Below are 19353 nucleotides of genomic sequence, written 5' to 3'. Positions count from 1 at the left end.
TCTTTCCAGGTAATTCTTTTTAGTACGCCTGGTAGTGGTAAACTTCTGGTTTTTCTTCAAACAGGCCGTTGATGGGCGCGCGCCACTGCGCGAACAACGCGCTATTGCGGAAGTCGTTAACGTGGGCTTCCAGGGAAGACCAGACAACGGAGAGCATATAGCGGCCCGGTTTCTCCAGGCAACGGGTGGCATTGGCCGAAATACATTCTGGATGCTGACGGATAAACTCGATGCCTTGAATAATTCCCTGACCGAGCTCTTCCTCTTTGCCTGGTAAGGCGATAAAAATAGCGACTTCAGTAACCATGCTAAAACTGCCTTTCAAAATCTACTCAAAAGTGTTTACGCACTCTCAAACAGATTCAATTGCTGCATTTGGGCCGGACAGGAAGCCTGCGTGACTTCTCCGCTGTTTTGACCCTCGTGCAGTACACCGCACTCGATGGAGTGTGTGGCCCTAGCCGGGCAAGGAACCCTGTCATGATGTTGACCGCGCTGTTCTCATCGCGATCCATGACACGTCCACATTCCACGCAACGATACGTTCGTTTCCATAACGGCATGGCTTGCAGATGTCGACACCCGCTGCACATTTTCGACGTATCGCGTTCATCTACCACCTGAAGATCTTTCCCATACAACTGACATTTATAGGTGAGCATGGTCATGAAGGTATACAGTCCCCAATCATTGAACACCAGACGGTTGAGCCGCTTCTTCTTTTCCCGATGCTTTTTCATCACCATGTCTCGTTGCGAAAGATCTCCAACCACCACAGTTCTTTCAACCAGACGGTGGGCGATCAGGTGGGATGCTTTATGCAAGCTATCCCGTTGTTTTCGACGTTTTTTCTCACTCACGCGCTTATACACCTTGCTCAGATGCTTAGAGCGACGTGACTTCTTCTGACACCGATCTCGCTTGGATCGGATTGTGTCCAGTTGGCGGTTGTACCACTGGCCTCCTTTGAAACCACCAACATGATAGAACCTTCCCCGTTCATTGGCGCCCGTGGAGTGCAATTAAGCACGTTTCATACTATTCCCGAACACTGTTTTGATTCTCCTTTGCGCGTTGTCTGGTGGGTGGGGGAGCTTCTTTCTCCTCTCCCCCACAACAGGTAAACGGTGTATGAAGTTGTGTATCAGGTCTATGCGGGCCTGCCTCCTGGTTGCTGGATGTTATCCTACCACGATCTATAAGATCGTGTCTATCACGGACGTGCGTTATGCTTTGTCAGAGACCTGCCAGTCCGCCTGGAATGTCTGGTTGAGTGCATTGATAACCGGGGCATCGGACACGATGATGCCGAGTTCGCGATTCTTGTCCAGCGAGGCGGTTGAGATATTCTCGGAACCCACAAAGGCTTTGCGTTGATCGACTATGATGATCTTCGCATGCATATACAGCCGCTTATCCAGCTTTACCTGTATCCCTCCTTTTTTGATCGTGCTGATCCCCTCACGATTGCTATCGCTAGAGGAGTCAGGAAGGACGATCTGGATCTTCACACCACGGCGGGCGGCGGTTGTCAGAGCCTGTTCTACCCGGCTATCCTGCATCTCTTCCGCTTCGATGGAGACTGATTTCTGTGCGCTTCCGATGAGTGAGAGAAAGGTCGAGTGCGCATTGAGCGGGCTGACAACCAGGTGTGGATTATTGAGCTTAAATGGCTGGCGGTTCCAATCGGCATTGAAGATATCCCGCACGCTTTTCACATCCTGCGCGTTGTTATCGATGATGCCATACTCACGATTGAGCGTATATTTGCTGTTGCCAAGGGCCGTGTTAGTAAAATTGCTGGTCATGATATAGGCTGTCTGACCATCAATGATCATCCCTTTTTCATGGGTCAAGGCGAAATCTGGACTGGTCGCCTGTGTCTTGATGCCTGCTGCCCGCAGTTTCTCCATGGTTTGTTGTGGTGAGACCGAACCGCTGCCGTAGGGATGTACCTCCAGCATCACGCGCACATCAACGCGACGGTGGGCGGCATCTTCCAGTGCAGTGATGACCTTCTTGTCGGTCAGCAGATATATTTCCAGCCAGACCGATTTTTGGGCACCATTGATCTCATTGGTAATTACCTTCTCACCTGCGTCCGGCTCAATATAGAGTTTGACCCCCTGTGCTCCTGTAGTGGAGGTGTTGGTATCGGCTGCCGCGGGTGGCTGGGTAGCCGTGCTACCGAGGCTGATCGTGATTGATTTTGAAGTGGTGCTGCATCCCGCCAGTGTCAGACAGAGTAGCAGACACATATAAAGCCAGCCCCATACGTATGTCTTAAGGTGTGATGATGAATGTTCCATCATTCCCTCCCTTTTATGTTTTAAATTCTTCCATATGTGTTATACGGGTGAGGGCGATGAAAGCGGAACAATTCCGTGGAGCGCATGGAAAAGGCGTTCTCGATCTCCTTGCCGAGATCGAGAACGCCTTTGCTAATCAGTAACGGATGGAATAGTTATGGGTGTAGAGCAATGAACAGTGGCGCGAGCACCAGGGTGATGGTGCTCAAAAGCTTGATCAGCACGTGCAGTGAGGGGCCGGCGGTATCCTTAAAAGGATCACCGACGGTATCGCCAACGACGCTAGCCTTATGCGGTTCACTCTTCTTGCCTAAAACGACGCCACTAGTATCAGTACGACCTACCATCTCGCCATCCGCGTTGACGCGCAGATAGCCGGCTTCGATATATTTCTTCGCATTGTCCCAGGCGCCACCACCGTTATTGAGCACCAGGGCCAGTACGATACCGCCCATCGTACCAACCATTAGCAGACCCGCCTCCGCCTGTGGCCCCAGAATGACACCAACCAGGACCGGAGTGAGGACCGCCACGACACCAGGAAGGACCATGGCTCGTAGCGCGCCACGAGTACTGATATCGACGCAGCGGGCATAATCAGGATCGACCCTGTCTTCAACCCGTTCTGCCATAATCTTGGGATTCTCGCGGAACTGCCGGCGCACCTCTTCGATCATGCGCTTGGCGGCTTCTCCTACAGCACGGATCGCCAGGGAGCTGAAGAAGAAGATCAGGGTCAACCCGATCAGGGCCGCGATAAACACCAGGATATTGGCCAGGTCAACGCGATACACATCCGGTGTCCTCTTATATGAGTAGAGCACATCCAGATACGCGCTGAAGAGCAGGAAGGCGGCCAGGGCGGCCGAACCAATGCCATAGCCTTTGGTCAGAGCCTTGGTGGTATTGCCAACGCCATCCAGCGCATCAGTGATATCGCGCACGGATTCCGCCTCGCCACTCATTTCGGTAATACCGCCGGCATTATCGGTAATGGGTCCGAAGGTATCCATGGCCAGGATATAAGCACAGCTCATCAGCATACCCATCGTTGCTACCGCGGTGCCGAAGATGCCACCAACATTGATCACGCCAGGATTGATGCTGGCGATGACCGGAATGGTAACCTGGCTGCCAAAGAAGAAGGAGAGGCCCAGGGCAGCAGCGATAGCCAGTACCGGTAGGGCGGTACACTCGAAGCCGACCGCGATACCGGTAATGATGGTGGTGGCGGGCCCGGTCAGCGTCGCACTGGCAATCTCACGTACCGGGCGCCAGGTGCCGGCTGTATAATACTGGGTAATATAAACGAAAGCAATACTAAGAAGAATACCAACGGTACCAGCCAGACCAAACCAGACCCAGGCGGGTAGACTGTTGCTACGCAGCGACTCACCACCGAGCATCAGGTAACTGACAACAAAGACTCCGATCACCGAAAGGGCGCAGGTGATATAGTAACCAATGTTGAGCTGTTTCATGGCGATCTCGCCTGGATCGCGACCGGCCGCTTTGTCCGGCTCGATGACGACCGACGGCCTGATATAGAGCAGGCCAATGGCCGAGGCGATCAAACCAAAGGCACGCACCACCAGAGGGAAGAGGATCCAACCGGGATTTTTGGTGGCCAGATAGAGGGCGACGCCCAGAATCATCGCGCCGATGTTTTCGGCCGCGGTAGACTCGAAGAGGTCGGCGCCACGACCGGCACAGTCACCAACGTTATCGCCCACCAAGTCGGCGACAACGGCCGGATTGCGCGGGTCATCCTCTGGAATGCCAGCCTCAACCTTACCGACCAGGTCGGCCCCCACATCGGCTGCCTTGGTATAGATGCCGCCGCCGAGCTGCGCGAACAGCGCCACGAAGCTGGCTCCAAATCCAAAGCCAACGATCAGGGACGGAACCTTATCGATGGTATTGCCGATGCTATAGAGCAGGAAGATGAGGGAGACACCCAGCAGTGAGAGAGCCACCACCAGGAAACCAGAGACCGCGCCACCACGCAGCGAGACCATCAAGGCTTCACCCAGACTGCGGGTCGCGGCGCTGGCCGTGCGACTGTTAGACTTTACCGCAACATACATGCCAATGTAGCCGGCAACTCCTGAGCATAATGCGCCGATCAGGAAGGCGATAGCCGTACGCCAGGCAAGGTCAAACTTTGCGGCTTCGCTTCCATTACTAAGAAGATAGAGTACCCCTGCAACCACCACCGCCGCCACTATGGAAAGGAGAGCGATAGTACGATACTGTCGGTTGAGGAACGCCATTGCCCCTTTAAAAATAGCGTCTGCAACCTTTTGCATGGCAGGAGTGCCGGTATCTTTGCGCAATACATAGCTGGCCAGGTAGCCAGCAAACGCTACAGCAAGAACTCCCACTACGATTGGAACCCAGATATAGTTGCTCACGATAAAAATGTCCTCCTTATGAGAAGATAAGAAGCTGTTTGCGTATCAACATTGATCGCAGGTACATCGTGACCGAACCATGGTAGAAGCAACCTATTGAATTTTAACTACAAAAAGGACATACTGCGTACTGCGGAGCAATTGTTAAAAATTTGCAATAGTTACTTCTACCTAACAAGGAGTATCCAAGTCGTATCATAGTGTAACATAGCGAATGTCACATGGCAAGAGCACAAGCTTTACGAGCTAATTACCGTACGCTAGCCGTTTCCGTGAGTAAGGCTTCAATGCGTGTAAGCTGTGGCACAACCTGCTTTTTACGCGATACCAGGCCTTCGACAATAATAGAGCTACCATCAGACTCTAGAGGCCGATTGAAGGCTTCCGCCACCGCCTCTTCACCGCCACAAATCAACAGGTGACAGCGCATATTGATAATATCGACGATCATAAAGAGGAATGAAACGTAGCCGCGTTCCTGCGCGATATGTTTCATCGTTTCTTTCAGCTCATCCATGCGCGACTCAATGCCGGTCGGACTGGCAGTCTCCACCGTGCCCACGGCGAATTTGTGCTCGCGCACGGTAAATTCCTTGAAGTCCGAGGTGATCAGGGCCTCGGCTGGTTTCTCGGCCAGATCCTGGGCGGCGGCTGCGAAGATCGCCTGCCCATACTCTTCAATATCTTCACCCGCGATGGCGGCAAGTTCGGCGGCGACCCGCTCGTCACGCACGGTGCAGGTGGGTGAGCGCAGGATCAGGGTATCGTAGAGCAGGCCGGCCAATAGTAAGCCCGCCACGTCTTTGGGAATCTTAACGTCAGCCTCGTGATAAAGTCCCGTGATGATGGTGCCCGTACAGCCAACCGGTTCGGCACGGAAGAGGATTGGCTTGCTTGTATGCACATCGGCGATGCGGTGATGGTCGATAATGCCCAACAATTCAGCTTCTTCGATGCCATCGACCGCCTGTGACTGCTCATTGTGGTCGACCAGGTAGACACGTTTCGGACGGGCCTTAATCAAATCTGTGCGCGAGATATAGCCCACCAGTTTCCCTTGATTATCTACTACGGGCATTGAACGCAAACGTGCCAGCGTCGGCTGCACATCGCTCATATGATCATCGGGGTGGCAAAACGTAAACTCGCGGTTCATGATCTCTTGCGTTTTAATGCTGAGATTGATCAGGCGAATCGCCGTAAAGGTATGGTGAGCGGTGCTGATTACCATCGCTCCGTGTTGCCGTGCAGCCGCCAGGGTGCGTTCGGAGACCAGCAGGTCACCGGTAACCACCAGCGCGGCCGCGCCCGCCTCGATGGCCCTGATCTGGGCATTTTCGCGATCACCGATAATCACCAGGCATCCCGGCTCGATATAGTCAACCATCGTCTCGGCTTCCATCGCTCCAACCAGGACACGATTGCCCAGTTCACGGCGACCTTCAACCAGGATGCGGCCTTTCAACACGCGCACCAGGTTGTCGCGAATCAATGGGATGCGATTGAGGGACATAGGATCCAGATCATTAAAGAACAGTTTTGCCAGGTCATCGTGCGCGATCATGCCTTTGACATAATTATCCTTATCGACGACCGGCATAGAGCCTCGATTATGTTCCTGTAGTAATTGTCCAGCTTCAAACACCGGTTGATCGACATATACAGAAATAATGCCGCGGCGCATAACGTCACGTACCTGCAGATACACATCTTCCAGGGCCTCAGGTGGTTCCACATGAAAGCGATCAAGGACAAAGCGGATCTCTGGCTTCAGGTCCCCATGACGTGCTGGAATGGCCTGGTCCTCTCCCTGTGCACGCAATAGATGCGCATATGCATAGGCAGAGGCGACAGAATCCATATCGGAATTTTTATGTCCCATTACATAAATTGGTTTTGTCATATAGTAGATCTCCGGCTTAGGGTCAAGTTGTTTGCCTTATTTCTTCAGGTCTTTTTTGTGTAACTATCGAGTCAACCTACGTCTATTATGAATAGCGTCGTCAAGCTTTACTGTGTATTTTATCCATACCTCTCAATCTTGTTGCCTGCGTTTGCGCCAGATGACGCTACCAATGATACCAGGGATAAGCAAAAGCACCAACGCGGTGAGCAAGAAGAGGAAGGGCTCAGGTATCATAGACTCTTTTTTCTGAGATGGCAAGGGGGCAGTTGTTGCCTGCTGTAATTGCTCCTTCTCTTTGCCCGTTGGCCCTGATGCCAGGGCCGTGGTCCAGGGCGCGTGTGGTGCCAGCTGTACCGTGTCAGAGAGCGTTCTATCGGGTTCCGGTAGTTGTACGATCTTGTTTGTGGGAGGAATACCCGTTGAATAAAAACGGTCATACTGGTTGGGATACGTTGGATTATGCGCGCCTACCGTAAGCTCTTTGCTTATGCGCTGTACAGCTGTTTTCGTGGTTGCTGTCAACGTTAGCGTGTACGTACCATCACTGGTATAGCTATGGCGAACGCTCGTGCCGCTGGCGTTCTGACCATCGCCAAAGTCCCAGTGATATACTGGAGCATCCTCCGCTTTGAGCGACTGCGCCGCCTGGGCTGTAAAGGTCATGTTGTTCCCTGTCTGCAACCTGGCGATATCTTCCATTGTTATTAAGGGATGCCCGTTGTCGGGGGACTGTCCTAGCAGAGATGGTTGCTGGAGCATCCAGGTGGTTAGCATGGCCGGGAGCGCCAGGGCCAGCGTCAGGGCGGCGGACCTGATCGAGTTGCCCGAGGCAAACGTATTCATAAGTTGGATGGTGTCCGTAGGCTGGTCATATGGGTATGACGCCTGCGGGGCACTATAATCGTAATACGTTGAGTTGCCCACAAAGGTGGCACATGGAATGCCTGCCTGGGTGAAGGGAACCTGGTCGCTGGAGCCTATCTTATCATCCTCCTGCTTTACGTTGTTTAGCTGATCAGGAGTGAAGATTGGCTGTTCTACATTATGCCCGCTCTTGTCATGATAGCTCAGCGTCTGGACGCCCTGCTGACGTATCTGCTGAAAAACAGCCGGCACCGCAGTGGCCATCAAATCTCTGAATTGCTTGATCTGCGCGCTGCGCGGACCGCTAACGGGTGAGAGTTCAATATAGAAAGGCATCAATGCATTTTGTAGCTGCCCGAGGTAGCGAAGCGGATAGGCGATGCCATTTTGCTCCTCATTAAACATAGCCACGATATTGTTCAGGTCCCCATTTACCGTTGCGTTAACGTAGTGGTAGGAGCCGTAGAGACCCTGTTCTTCGGTATCAAACAGGACAAAGCGCAGGGTGCGCTGTGGCACGACATGCTGTTGCCGCCAGTACGTTCCCAGGGCTCTGGCGATGCCTAGCTCTATCGCGCAGCCACTGGCATCGTCGTTGGCGGATTGGGTGGATGTGGCCATGCCGTCGTAGTGGCAGCCAATAATAATGACCTGTTCTGGATGCAGGTCGCCCGGTACCGTCACCTCAACGTTGGTGCCCGGTGCCGTGGTGGGTCGCGAGCGCCATCCGCGCACAGGGAAATTATCGGCATAGCTGGCGGTTCCAAATCCCTGAAGATCGCGCGCTATCTCCTGCGACCAGTAGCTGGCAAATTCATCGTGTCCATTTATTTTGACCGATAGTTGCTTATCGTAGCCGGATTCACGGTGTTGAAAACTGGTGGCCATGGTATAGAGCTGATTATAGATATAATCTGGCTCTACCACTGGCATCATCTCGCTTCCTGAGGGTCGTCGGACGAAATGGGTCTGGTTGGGTGTCGCGCTATGCGCATACGTTGGTGTACTGCTGGCTATCAAGGCGCTGCCGAGGAAAAGTATTGTACAGATAAACACCCGTTGAACCCGGTTGCTCATGCCATCTCTCCTGATGAAATACATTTGAAAATGTGTATCTTTATCATACCACAGAAGCCGCTCTGTATTGCCGCGCGTTTGCTTCACTTTTTTTATGGTTGGGGTATTTTATATTCACTTGAATTTCTACTAGCCTTTTTTGCTTATAAGGGTGAAAAATGCAAAGCTGCCATGATACACTCTATTTTAGAGAAAGATGGATTGGGGGATATAGATGCAAAAATCTGAGATTCTAATAGAGGAAGATACTTTTGGAGCAGTACGTCCTGTAATTGTGGCCATGGATGTCCCTGTCTCTATGTTGCTTCCCAAACTGGTGGTTGTTTTACAATTACCATTATATGACCTGTTTGGAAAGCCGCTTGTCTATACCTTGCGTCATGCCTCCAGTGGCCGTATCCTGGCACCAGAGAAGACGCTGACCGCTTCTGGTATTCTGCCTGGCATGCGTTTGATGTTGGACTCAGCAACTACGGGGGGCGTACAGGTGCCGATAGCCCCAATCGCTTCGCCTGCGGAGAGGAAGCCGCAGTTTAATCCTGCATTACACTCATCTGAAACCCTGGTCGATGATACCATCCTGCCCACCCTTGACCGTGGTCAGCCCGTTTCTGGACCAGATACCGAAGGTATCAAAAAGCCCGGTGGGGTATCCAGGCGTGTGTTTCTAGCCGCCTTTGGTACCACGTGTGTTGTGGGTGGTGCCGGGGTAGGCTACGCGGCATATCGTGGTTGGGTGAAGATACCATTTATTCAGAATCTCATTACTGCTAATACCACTCCCAGGCCGACGCATGTCGCTCCACGTGTATCACCAAAACCTCCGGCAGCTCATACTACAACGCTGAAGGCACGTCTGACTTTTACCAGGCATCAGCAGATCGTGCGTAATGTCAGCTGGGCACCTACGCAGAATCTGTTGGCCAGTTGCTCGGATGATACTCACGTTTTCATCTGGGACATGCAGGGCAATGTGCAGCGCGATATTGCGCATCCCGCCGCCGTCAATGCGCTGGCCTGGTCTCCCGATGGTACACGCCTGGTGACAGGAGCCAGCACGCAGGTGGCTTTCTGGGATGCCGCGACTGGCAAGCGCCTGGCCCGTTCAACCCACAGGCATACGAAGATGGTCAATGGGCTGTCCTGGGCTACCCAGAATGGGATGCGCGTGGTTTCGGTAGGTGAAGATAAACGAGCCGTTATCTGGGATGGCAATCAGTACAATGCACTCCAGACCTATGTGGGACATACCGCTCCTATTGAGGTTGTCTCGTGGAGCGTGGATGGCAAGACGGTAGCTACAGCTTCGCAAGGGGGCGCCGTACGCATCTGGAACGCAACCCTGGCGCAGGACATCCATGGTTATTATTTTGATGCCGCGAAGTCGATGCGTGCGCTGGCCTTCGCGCCTGATGGGGTACAGCTGGCTGTGGGTGGGGACGATGGGATTGTGCGCATCTGGCGTAATGCGTTGATGTGCGGCAATAATGGACTGATCTGCCGCGATGTTCCGCAGCGCCTGCAGCTATCGAAGTTTCCCATTCGCTCCGTTTCCTGGTCTCCCGATGCGCGTCTGCTGGCGGTTGGCACCCAGGATGGTACACTTTTATTGTTCCAGGTCAATCAGGAAATGAAGAAGATCTTTCAGCAGAAGCTGGCGAACACTGTGCATAGTATTACCTGGGCACCGACCAGTAGACAGATGGCCACGGCTACCGGCAACCTGGTAGTACTATGGGATGTCATATAGAATTTCGGGGAATAGCCTGTTTGCTCGCTTTGAAATCGTATACGACATCCTTTCCGTCCAGGTGATTAATGCGCGGCGGCTTCAATAAATTGCACCATGGCGCGCATGTCGCCGAGGGCACGGGTAGAGACGGTGCTGCTGACATGGGGGACAGCGTTCAACGCCTCATAGGCGGCATCACAATGTTGCTGCAAGAAGCTCTGGCAGTAGGCCCGCGTCCGCGTGCGCTCAAAAATCGCCAGCACCTGCTCCACCTGCTCCTCTTTGATCTCTGCCTCTTGTTGATAAATATCCTGCAGCGTCTGCAGATCCCGTGGATTGGCGTGTTCCAGAGCGTGGAGAATCGGCAGGCTCTTCTTGCGGCGATAGACATCGCCGGCCCGTGTTTTTCCTAATTCCTCCGCCGATGCCCATACGCCAAGCAGATCATCGCGTACCTGGAATGCGACCCCGATAGCCTGTCCAAAGGTTCCCAGACGCTCGATTGTGCCTGTATCGCGTGTTCCGATCATCGCGCCCATCTCAGCTGAGCAACGCATCAGGGCCGCGGTTTTGCGACCGATCATATCGATATACATCGAGACTGAAATATCCCCGCGCCGTTCGAAGCTAATGTCCAGGTATTGCCCTTCTGCAATCTCAAGGACTGTGCGGTCCAGGACGGCTCCCAGGCGGGCCGCGATATCGCCCTCCACGCCGTTTTCCAGCACGCCCCACAGCGCGAAGCGTGCCAGGCCAAACATGCCGTCGCCGGTATTGATAGCCTGAGGAACTCCCCACAGCGTCCACATGGTGGGACGATGGCGACGTTCGGTATCGCCATCTTCGATATCATCGTGAATGAGCGTAAAGTTATGGGTAAGTTCAACTGATACCGCGGCGGGCAACGCGCGTTGTAGATAGCTGGTGTCGCTTGCCTCCGTGTTATCGGTCAATCCCCAGGCGCCGGCAGCCTCATATGCCAATAAGAGCAGGGTTGGGCGCAAAAGTTTGCCTGGATTACTATTAGTAGGGTTCAACTGGCTATCTACCCAGCCCAGGTGATAGCGCATCTGTCCGTAATAAGCGTCCAGGGCAGATACCTCTGACCCCGAGGCAACCCTATCCAGCGTTGCCCGCAGCGCGGTGTCAATCGAATGCTGATGCCGGAGCAACATAGATTGTAAAGCTGTCGATAAGACCATGAATCTGACGATACGAGATGGTATAGCGCGTATCCGCTATGCACCCTCGTCCCCTTTCTCTCCTCTGCTGAATCTGTAATGGGAATATATATTTACGGGTGCAAATAGAAGAACACCGCGGCGGCTATGGTTCCTATCACGACCAGGCCGCGGGTTACACCTCGAATGCCGCCAACGCGTCTGAGCGGTGAACACATGTCGCAGTAACGGTTGATGTATTGATAGCGATGACCGCGTAGCCCCTCACGTGAGATAATGACATCTTCATCTTTGCTCTGAGTATGTAGATCGTCGCAGATGTAGCGGCCGCAGCCACGGCAGGTGGACTGGTCCACATAGTGGGTGGTTTTCGACAGGGACCACTGATCTGGATAAACCTGGGTGCCACAGACATAGCAGACCTGGATCTGCGATAGCTTCATCTGCTTTTCGGCGCAGGGCGAATGCTGTTGTTTTGGGAAGTGTTCCTGGCAGAAACACATATGGCAATCAGGACAGCGTCCAAGCGCCTCTTCACTGCATTCATGACAGCGACGAGCCGCGTTCACGCTGCGCTGATACTGATTGACCTCACTGCTTTTTGGCATGCTTTTCTTCTTCCATATCGCTATTGTGCGATCACATGCTGGCTGTGATCAAGATCTGTACAATAAGATGTTTCAAAGTGCGCTTATAGGTAAGTATAGCATTGATCATCTGTGTGGTATAACGAATCAGGTCGCGAACTCGTTGTCAACCGGCCTGAAAGACCTATTGCTGTCCTTTGTGTGCCCACGGCAACTCCCTCTTATCTTTAATATAATCGTATACAGCCGCGACTTGATAGAGTCTTGCCCTGCCATAACAAGACAGCGTAAGATGTTGACATAAAAGGATGGTTTCACTGATGTCTTTATCGACGGGGGGATCTTTTCCTCCAACCCAATGGGCTGACCATATGATCGTCTGGGGTAAGCAGACCTATGTGATGGGTATTATCAATGCTACCCCGGACTCTTTTTCTGGTGATGGCCTGCAGACGGGTGATGATTGGATCGAGCGCGCTGTAGCCAGGGCGGAGCACTTTGTGGTGGAAGGCGCGCGCTTTATCGATGTTGGCGGTGAGTCGACGCGTCCCAACGCCGCTACCGTGACCGCGGAGCAGGAGATCGAGCGCGTCGTCCCGCTGATCCGGGCACTACGTGCTTGCCTGCCCGCGGACGTGATTATTTCAATCGATACTTACAAAGCCGAGGTGGCTGCCAGGGCGTTGGATGCTGGCGCCAGCCTGATTAACGACATCTGGGGACTCAAGCACGATCCTGCCATGGCCGAGGTCGCCCACAAGTATAGCGTCCCGGTGGTGCTGATGGCCAATATGCGCGGCTACCACAAGCACGATATCGTCAGTGACGTGACGCGCTTTTTATCGGCCGCCATCGAGCGTGCGCTGGCTGCCAGTATCCCCTGGGAGCACATCATCATCGATCCCGGCATCGGCTTCGGCGTCACTCCCGAGGAAAATCTGACCCTGTTGCGGCGCCTGGGAGAACTGCGCCTCTTAGGGCGACCGATCCTGCTGGGAACATCACGCAAATCCACCATCGGGAAGGTGCTGGGCGGCCTGCCCCCAGAAGAACGCCTGGAGGGAACGGCCGCAACGGTCGCCCTGGGCATCGCGCAGGGGGTCGATATCGTGCGCGTACACGACGTGCGCGAGATGATGCGGGTTGTAAAGATGAGTGATGCCATTATTCGCGGCACCTTTCCGCATTCGGAGGCATAAGAGGGAGACAATAATTGTGAATTATAAAGAGGCATTGGCCTATATCTATAGCTTTACGGATTACGAACGCAGCGGCAAATACACCAGAGATCGCAACGAGAATATTTTGCGCGAGGCCGAGCTATTAAAGCAGCTGGGCAATCCCCATCTGCAATACAGTAACACACTGATCGCGGGCACCAAGGGGAAAGGATCGACGGCGGCCTACATCGAGCGCGTCTTGCGCGAGGCGGGTCTGCGCACGGGGCTCTATACGCAACCGGATCTGCATACTTTTCGCGAGCGCTCGCAGACCAACGGTCATTTAATCGGCGAACAGGAACTGGCGGATCTGGTGCCTGAGATCAAGGCCGCTGTGCAGAAGGTGGAAGCCAGCCAGCAGTATGGTCCCTTCATCACCTACGAGATCGGCACGGCCCTGGCCCTGCTATATTTCGCGCGCCAGCATGTCCAGCATGCGGTGGTGGAGGTAGGACTGGGAGGGCGACTGGACGCTACCAATGTAACGCAGCCCCTGGTCTCGGTGATCACCTCGATCAGCTATGACCATATGAGCATTCTTGGTGATACCCTGACAAAAATCGCTACTGAGAAAGCTGGCATCATCAAACTCAATGGATTGGTTGTGACCTCCGCGCAGTCACCTGAAGCGCTGGAGGCGATCACCTCTATCGCCCGGCAGCGCAATGCGCGTATCGTGCGCGTTGGCGCCATGGGGGAAGATCCCGCGCAGGCCGAGGTAGAAGCCGGACAGGTGCCACCGCTGGATTACCGCTATCAGATCCTTGAGCAGCGTGAAGACGGGCAGCGCTTCGCGATCCAGACACCCACCGGAGGCTATCATGATCTGGAAACGCCACTGCTCGGGGAGCACCAGGTAGAAAACGCAACGGCCGCGGTCGCCACGCTGGAAGAGCTGCGCAAAAAAGGGATTGTGTGGGATGAGCGGGCTCTGCGCAGCGGACTGGCCGCCGTCCACTGGCCCGCGCGCATGCAGATCGTTGGGCGCGCTCCGACCATTGTGGTAGACGGAGCGCACAATGCCGACTCCATGAACAAGCTGCTGCATTCCCTGCGGTCCACCTTTGATCCTCACCGCCTGCTGATCGTACTGGGTGTGAATAAAGATAAAGACATCGCGCACATGCTACAGGAGCTGGCCGATGTGGACAGCATTATCCTGACCCATGCTAACAATCCGCGCGCCATGCGGCCGGAAGAATTGCAGAATTTATTGCAGCAATACGCGCCCCAGGTCCAGGTCCACCTGGCCGAGACCTGTCAGCGGGCGCTGGACCTGGCCACAGATCTGGCGGACGCGTCTGACCTGATCTGCGCCACCGGTTCGCTGTACCTGGCCGGGGAAGCTCTGCGCTGGGCGGCCGACCATGGCGATGTCCGGGCGGCATCCGAAATCGAAGGTGTAGACCATTAATGATGTGGAGATACAGCATGTACAGTTTACCTACGCGCTGTATCTCCACATCACTGTGTACTGTTTATGCTATCTCTTCGATGCCAAAGATCTGGCAAAATAGCTGTGTGGTAAAGATAAAGATCAGTGCCCGGCTGGCGGCTCTCTCTTTGAGCGCGCGCTGCTGCAGGCTTTTTATCAGTTCCGGATTAAAGATGTTTCGCTGCTGAATGGCGGCTGGAGCCAGGGTAAGGTCAAACAGTTCATGTCCAGGCTGCATATCGCGAGCAAGCGACGCAATCGGGATGGTCAGGGGCTGCTCGTTGGGTGATCGGGATGCTTCTGACACATAGCGCAGCAGCAGGCTATCCAGTGTCGTCTTAAGCATGGGATCGTTATTGAGCAGGGGAGAGCTGGCAATCATGGATGCCATGACCTGGGCATTAAGATAGGGTGAGCGGATCGCCATGCGTTCCTGTGTGGCGAGCTGATAGAAAGGATACACCAGTTCATTCGGCAGCCGTAGATGCAGATCTAAATAATACAGCCCATGACGTCTATCTGCATATTGTTGGGCGCGCCGCTGCAGCTTGCGGGCGTGCAGCGTATCCTCCCAGGCTTCAACTGTGTGCAGCATCTGTTTGACGTCGGATGACCAGAGCTGTTCGGTATGTATCAGCTGATGTGAATATGGCTGACGATAACTGGTCAGCGGATCTCTGGCTGCATCGGCAACAATCTGGCCGGTGGTCGCTCCCAGCAGGGTTTGCGCGCCCAGTCCACTGATGGCGATGCGCGCGCCAGCCTCTACCGCGCTTGTATGCAATAGCTGGTGGATGGCCAGGGGACGGCTGTCGCGGCAGGGCGCTTCCAGTCCCACAATCGCCGCTTGCCAGAACTCAGGTCGATCTACAGCGGTAATGGCCAGCAGCGGCAGATCAAGCGTATCCGCGACGGCCTGTACCTCTTTCCAGCCCTTTGTCGTCAGCGTCTTGCTGGCGCCCAGGGCCGCACTGGCGAATTTCTGTCCCTTTTGTTTCGCGCTCAGGACCGCGGCCAGCGATGAAGCCCGGCTCCCATTGAGCAAAGCCACCACCTGTTCATGTGGGGGAAGTTGATCATGGCTGGCCTGATTGAGCAAGGCGTCCAGTTGTTCCAGAGTGTCAGCGGACGGTGCTGTGGCCTCCAGCGCGAAATCGCTGGCCGGGTTGACAACCGTTTTAGTGTGTTGCCAGCGCAAAATCGAGCCAGCAGGGACCACCTGAATATCTTTAAAGGCGGTCCAGGGGGCCGGGATCGAGCCGTAGCGCCAGAGTGCGTCCAGGGCCGCCATATGCAGACGCCTGGGGGCCCCCACCGCGAAGAGGGCTTTCATCTCGCTGGCGAAGATCAGATTGCCTTCGGCTGGCCAGTTCTCGATATAAAAAAGTGGATGGATGCCCGAAAGCGGACGTCGATAGACGAGCGTGCGCCGATCGGGCACCCAGTCCAGCACCGGCGGCTCCTTTGACTGCTGTTGCGCGTAAGCCGTATCAGCGAACGCGATCAAGCCCGCGCCGGGATAGATTGAGTGGGCCGGCGTCCCACCATGGTGTGCCAGGACCTCGCCCATTGCCGCGAGCGTCTGCTCAATGACCTCCTGCGGCACCTGTTCGCCAGTTAGCCAGCCTGCGAGTACGGGCATAGCGATAGCCTTTCTTTAGCGCGTATTGGTCAATGGCACATCTGAGCGGCGTATCCATTTCTTGTTGAAGAACACGTAGGTATCGTCACGATCGAAGTACTCATTGGTCAGATCGCACTCGGTCCATTCGCCCTGCTGCCCCTCATCGGCCAGCTTTTTCAGCACCGCGTGAATGACATCTGCTCCTTCGGTACGGTCTACATTGGGAAACTGCTCGTCATCTACATCACCCTCCAATTCGACAGGTTCCTTGTTTACGGTTCCGCGCAAGATATAGTACACGTACATGGTTATCCCTCATTTCTCTCATCAGCAAATGCACTGGACTGTTATTCTTCGATACTGTTTGCGAGCGCCGCCCGTTTGCCTATCCACGAGCACATAAAACGCACTGCGACCATCATACCATGATCTCCCAACACTGTTAAGTCTATGCTTTGTGCCGCGTTGTGGCCCGACTTCTTATAGCACTATTCTGTAGTACTATAGTTCTCCGATGCCGCATTGTTTTGCCTGCTAAATCTTGCGGGGATATTAATGTTTTTTAATGTAGATTGCCGCATTTGGCGGCAAATTTGATAGCAAGCACGCGTTTTGTATGTTATAATAAAAGAGCTTTACATAGATAAAGCCGGGAGTGAAGCGGCTCCAGGCCTCTTGTTGAGGTTAGTAGATGCCTCTCATTACATATGTTGAAGGTAAAGCAAATGTCATATAGAGTAGCATGAATAGATGCATTGAAATTGGTGGATGTAGTATTTATTCGATAATATGTTCATTAGATTTAATGTATCCTATTGTGCTATGTGCTCTTCATAGAAGGCTATCTGAGATGTTTCTGGAGCGCGGCCAGTTGTGCCTATACATGCTGGCGTTTGTTGCTGTCTGACGCTTTCAGCTGTTGAAGTCCGGCCAGATGTAGGGCATGTCTTTCAAATTGTAGAACATTACGTTATCGGGGGAGTTGTTAATGATTATTGTCCTGCTCATGCTGTTGGCTATTGCTCTTACGCTAGTAGTTGCAGGATTATTCCTCTCGCCGCGAGCCAATGCCGCTGCACAGAAACAAGCGAGTTCCTCATATGCTTCCCGGGAAGCAGCGCGGGCGCGAATGAATCGCCGCGGGACTGGTAGCCAGACATATGGGATCGATACTGGCATGCGCAAGCCGCAGCCCGCGCGGACCCAGCGTGTCGCACGTCTACAGCAGCCACGTATGCAGACGAACTATGCGGCTTATGAAATAGTTGAATCTCTTTCTCCTGTAGCTGGTGGTTGGACGCAGATTTTAGCTTTATTGAATGTCAAACAACTGATCCAGCCTCGGCGAGGTGAAGCAACCCCCTGGTTAGGTATCTGCTTAATTCTGATCGCGCTTTTCGGCGCTGGTATGATCGCGCTACAGCCGCTCTTCTCCACACCATCCAGCACCATCCCCTCACTCTGGAACACTATCACTTCTGACATGCCAGTCCCGGCCCCCAAACCCGTTTCCAAACCCGCCATCAATCCCTCGCAGCCGACATTTGTGGGTGTCGTAGGGGCTTCCAAAGCGCTGATCCGGGTGAACCAGATGTCGGTTGACCAGTATCAGTCCCAGAGCGAGTTTGATACGTGGGCCGCGTCCGCCTGTTCTGCCGCATCGATGACCGAAGTGATTAACTCCTACAACGGGAGCCACTTCCGCGTTACCGATATCCTAAAGGTAGAGGCCAATCTTCACCAGATCACGCCCGATCTCGGATTGCTGCAGCCCAGCGGTATCGATGCCACGGTTGACCGCTTTGGTTTTCAGGCTACCCACCTGAACAATCCTTCCCTGGACGAAGTCATCAAGATCGCCAACCAGGGGCGTCCAGTGATTGTCAGCTTTCCGCCTTCGGCGATTGTCCCTGGTGGTCATATCCTGGTCATACGTGGTGGCAATGGAGACCAGGTGTACCTGGCTGATTCTTCCATCCTCAATCAAACCTCGATGTCGCGCGCAAAATTCTTATCTCTCTGGCGCGGCTTCGCCGTAGTGGTGACTCCAAAGAATAGCAAATAATTGCACCGAATAAAAGGGAGTGGCATTGATGTCCTGCAGGACATCAATGCCACTCCCTTTTATTCGGTGCAATTCTATTTTACTCTTCGCTGCCAGCTGGCACAGCAGTCTCTTCTTTAGGTGCGGGTGGAATATGCAGCTTCATGCGGCGGAAGGATTCCGCGTAGCGCATCTCCAATCCCTTTTTCTCTTTCGCGTCCTTCGCGACCGCGGCGGCACGCTCGCGCATGCGCTCAGCCATGCGCTCGTTGTCCTCAGGATTGAACTGGGATTTATGGCACATCAGACCCTGGCCTTTTTTATCGATGCTCTCAGTAACATCCACGTAGGTATTGGTCTGGGTGCTACCAAAGAAATAGACTTCATGTACGCGATAGGGCTGGAGTCCTTCCGCCAGCAGCTCACGGAACGAGCGAGGGTTGCCCGCGAACGGGAAAATGGAATCCACTACGATGTTGCCAGTCGCCCGGTGATCGGGATGGTTGAGGTAGCCGGTCGCATCTGGCTTCTCATCTGGATCAGGAGCCATGATATGAGACGTTGGATCATGGGTGAAGATAACACGTGGGCGATATTTGCGGATCAATTTGACCACAGCGCGGCGCGTATCTTCGTTATTGACCAGGTGTCCATCGCGATTGCGCAGGAACTCGACTGCTTTAATGCCGTAGACTTCAGCGGCAGCCCGCTGTTCCTGTTCGCGTAGCAGCATCAGTTCTTCATCGCTCTGGCTGGGAATTTCGCTACCCTCTGTCCCGTCGGTCATGACAACCCAGACAACCTTTTTGCCCTGGCTGGCCCACAACGCACAGGTCGCTGCCGTACCAAAGTCATTATCATCTGGATGTGCTCCAATTACCATCGCCTCGTAGTCTGGTTCAGTCAACATTTCGACTGCGCCCTGAGCAGTTCGATCTCCCATAGTATAAAAAACCTTTC

Annotated in this window: 14 protein-coding genes and 1 pseudogene; 4 read left to right on the top strand and 11 right to left on the bottom strand. The window is 53.9% G+C overall.

What is annotated here, in order from left to right:
• Positions 1-19 precede the first annotated feature (19 nt).
• The 6 genes and pseudogenes from KTT_RS05030 to KTT_RS05005 all read right to left on the bottom strand — a co-directional run bounded on the left by KTT_RS05030 (position 20) and on the right by KTT_RS05005 (position 8570).
• Complete coding sequence (locus KTT_RS05030; protein ID WP_126594940.1) at positions 20-307, bottom strand: putative quinol monooxygenase; 288 nt, start codon at positions 305-307, stop codon at positions 20-22.
• 35 nt (positions 308-342) lie between these two features.
• Positions 343-1016: pseudogene (locus tag KTT_RS05025) on the bottom strand (RNA-guided endonuclease InsQ/TnpB family protein); the annotation flags it as partial.
• A 210-nt stretch (positions 1017-1226) separates the two neighbouring features.
• On the bottom strand, positions 1227-2312 hold the full coding sequence (locus tag KTT_RS05020; protein ID WP_126594939.1) for a phospholipase D-like domain-containing protein: 1086 nt from the start codon (positions 2310-2312) through the stop codon (positions 1227-1229).
• A gap of 152 nt (positions 2313-2464) precedes the next feature.
• Entirely contained in the window at positions 2465-4723 is a 2259-nt protein-coding gene (locus KTT_RS05015) for a sodium-translocating pyrophosphatase (protein ID WP_126594938.1), read from the bottom strand.
• Between the two features lie 250 nt (positions 4724-4973).
• Positions 4974-6626, bottom strand: a complete 1653-nt coding sequence (locus KTT_RS05010) for a putative manganese-dependent inorganic diphosphatase (RefSeq protein WP_126594937.1) — start codon at positions 6624-6626, stop codon at positions 4974-4976.
• Between the two features lie 132 nt (positions 6627-6758).
• Entirely contained in the window at positions 6759-8570 is a 1812-nt protein-coding gene (locus KTT_RS05005) for a M28 family peptidase (protein WP_160145646.1), read from the bottom strand.
• Between the two features lie 214 nt (positions 8571-8784).
• Between KTT_RS05005 and KTT_RS05000 the strand changes: the two genes are divergently transcribed.
• The gene (locus KTT_RS05000; RefSeq protein WP_126594935.1) at positions 8785-10320 is read left to right on the top strand and encodes a WD40 domain-containing protein; all 1536 of its coding nucleotides are present in this window, start codon (positions 8785-8787) and stop codon (positions 10318-10320) included.
• 65 nt (positions 10321-10385) lie between these two features.
• Here the strand turns inward: KTT_RS05000 and KTT_RS04995 are convergent, their stop codons facing one another.
• Positions 10386-11477, bottom strand: coding sequence for a polyprenyl synthetase family protein (locus KTT_RS04995; protein WP_160145645.1), 1092 nt, complete (start codon positions 11475-11477; stop codon positions 10386-10388).
• A gap of 119 nt (positions 11478-11596) precedes the next feature.
• Positions 11597-12091 (bottom strand): hypothetical protein, encoded by a 495-nt coding sequence (locus KTT_RS04990; RefSeq protein ID WP_126594933.1) that lies wholly within the window; start codon positions 12089-12091, stop codon positions 11597-11599.
• Positions 12092-12390: 299 nt separating this feature from the next.
• On the opposite strand from KTT_RS04990, the gene folP reads away from it, so the two are divergent.
• Complete coding sequence (folP, locus tag KTT_RS04985; RefSeq protein WP_174844778.1) at positions 12391-13269, top strand: dihydropteroate synthase; 879 nt, start codon at positions 12391-12393, stop codon at positions 13267-13269.
• A gap of 16 nt (positions 13270-13285) precedes the next feature.
• Positions 13286-14704: a bifunctional folylpolyglutamate synthase/dihydrofolate synthase gene (locus tag KTT_RS04980; protein WP_160145644.1), complete on the top strand. Its 1419-nt coding sequence runs from the start codon at positions 13286-13288 to the stop codon at positions 14702-14704.
• A 64-nt stretch (positions 14705-14768) separates the two neighbouring features.
• Here the strand turns inward: KTT_RS04980 and KTT_RS04975 are convergent, their stop codons facing one another.
• Both KTT_RS04975 and KTT_RS04970 read right to left on the bottom strand, forming a co-directional pair.
• Entirely contained in the window at positions 14769-16367 is a 1599-nt protein-coding gene (locus tag KTT_RS04975) for an asparagine synthetase B family protein (RefSeq protein ID WP_126594931.1), read from the bottom strand.
• Positions 16368-16382: 15 nt separating this feature from the next.
• Entirely contained in the window at positions 16383-16655 is a 273-nt protein-coding gene (locus KTT_RS04970) for a hypothetical protein (RefSeq protein WP_126594930.1), read from the bottom strand.
• A gap of 823 nt (positions 16656-17478) precedes the next feature.
• On the opposite strand from KTT_RS04970, the gene KTT_RS04965 reads away from it, so the two are divergent.
• A complete protein-coding gene (locus KTT_RS04965; protein ID WP_160145643.1) occupies positions 17479-18414 on the top strand; it encodes a C39 family peptidase in 936 nt (311 codons plus the stop codon).
• 79 nt (positions 18415-18493) lie between these two features.
• On the opposite strand, the gene KTT_RS04960 is transcribed toward KTT_RS04965, so the two are convergent.
• Positions 18494-19336, bottom strand: coding sequence for a PIG-L deacetylase family protein (locus tag KTT_RS04960; protein ID WP_126594928.1), 843 nt, complete (start codon positions 19334-19336; stop codon positions 18494-18496).
• Positions 19337-19353: the final 17 nt, after the last annotated feature.

It is taken from the genome of Dictyobacter aurantiacus (genome assembly GCF_003967515.1).
Classification (GTDB): domain Bacteria; phylum Chloroflexota; class Ktedonobacteria; order Ktedonobacterales; family Ktedonobacteraceae; genus Dictyobacter; species Dictyobacter aurantiacus.
The sequence above is the reverse complement of the archived record's forward strand: the minus strand, read 5'-3'. Positions and strand labels throughout refer to the sequence as shown.

Excerpts from the sequence above, each read along its gene's own strand:
- KTT_RS05030 (WP_126594940.1), bottom strand. The coding sequence starts at position 307 with ATGGTTACTGAAGTCGCTATTTTTATCGCCTTACCAGGCAAAGAGGAA.
- KTT_RS04995 (WP_160145645.1), bottom strand. The coding sequence starts at position 11,477 with ATGTTGCTCCGGCATCAGCATTCGATTGACACCGCGCTGCGGGCAACG.
- KTT_RS04975 (WP_126594931.1), bottom strand. The coding sequence starts at position 16,367 with ATGCCCGTACTCGCAGGCTGGCTAACTGGCGAACAGGTGCCGCAGGAG.
- KTT_RS04960 (WP_126594928.1), bottom strand. The coding sequence starts at position 19,336 with ATGGGAGATCGAACTGCTCAGGGCGCAGTCGAAATGTTGACTGAACCA.
- KTT_RS05000 (WP_126594935.1), top strand. The coding sequence starts at position 8,785 with ATGCAAAAATCTGAGATTCTAATAGAGGAAGATACTTTTGGAGCAGTA.
- KTT_RS05010 (WP_126594937.1), bottom strand. The coding sequence starts at position 6,626 with ATGACAAAACCAATTTATGTAATGGGACATAAAAATTCCGATATGGAT.
- KTT_RS04970 (WP_126594930.1), bottom strand. The coding sequence starts at position 16,655 with ATGTACGTGTACTATATCTTGCGCGGAACCGTAAACAAGGAACCTGTC.
- KTT_RS05020 (WP_126594939.1), bottom strand. The coding sequence starts at position 2,312 with ATGATGGAACATTCATCATCACACCTTAAGACATACGTATGGGGCTGG.
- KTT_RS05005 (WP_160145646.1), bottom strand. The coding sequence starts at position 8,570 with ATGAGCAACCGGGTTCAACGGGTGTTTATCTGTACAATACTTTTCCTC.
- folP (WP_174844778.1), top strand. The coding sequence starts at position 12,391 with ATGTCTTTATCGACGGGGGGATCTTTTCCTCCAACCCAATGGGCTGAC.
- KTT_RS04965 (WP_160145643.1), top strand. The coding sequence starts at position 17,479 with ATGAATCGCCGCGGGACTGGTAGCCAGACATATGGGATCGATACTGGC.
- KTT_RS04990 (WP_126594933.1), bottom strand. The coding sequence starts at position 12,091 with ATGCCAAAAAGCAGTGAGGTCAATCAGTATCAGCGCAGCGTGAACGCG.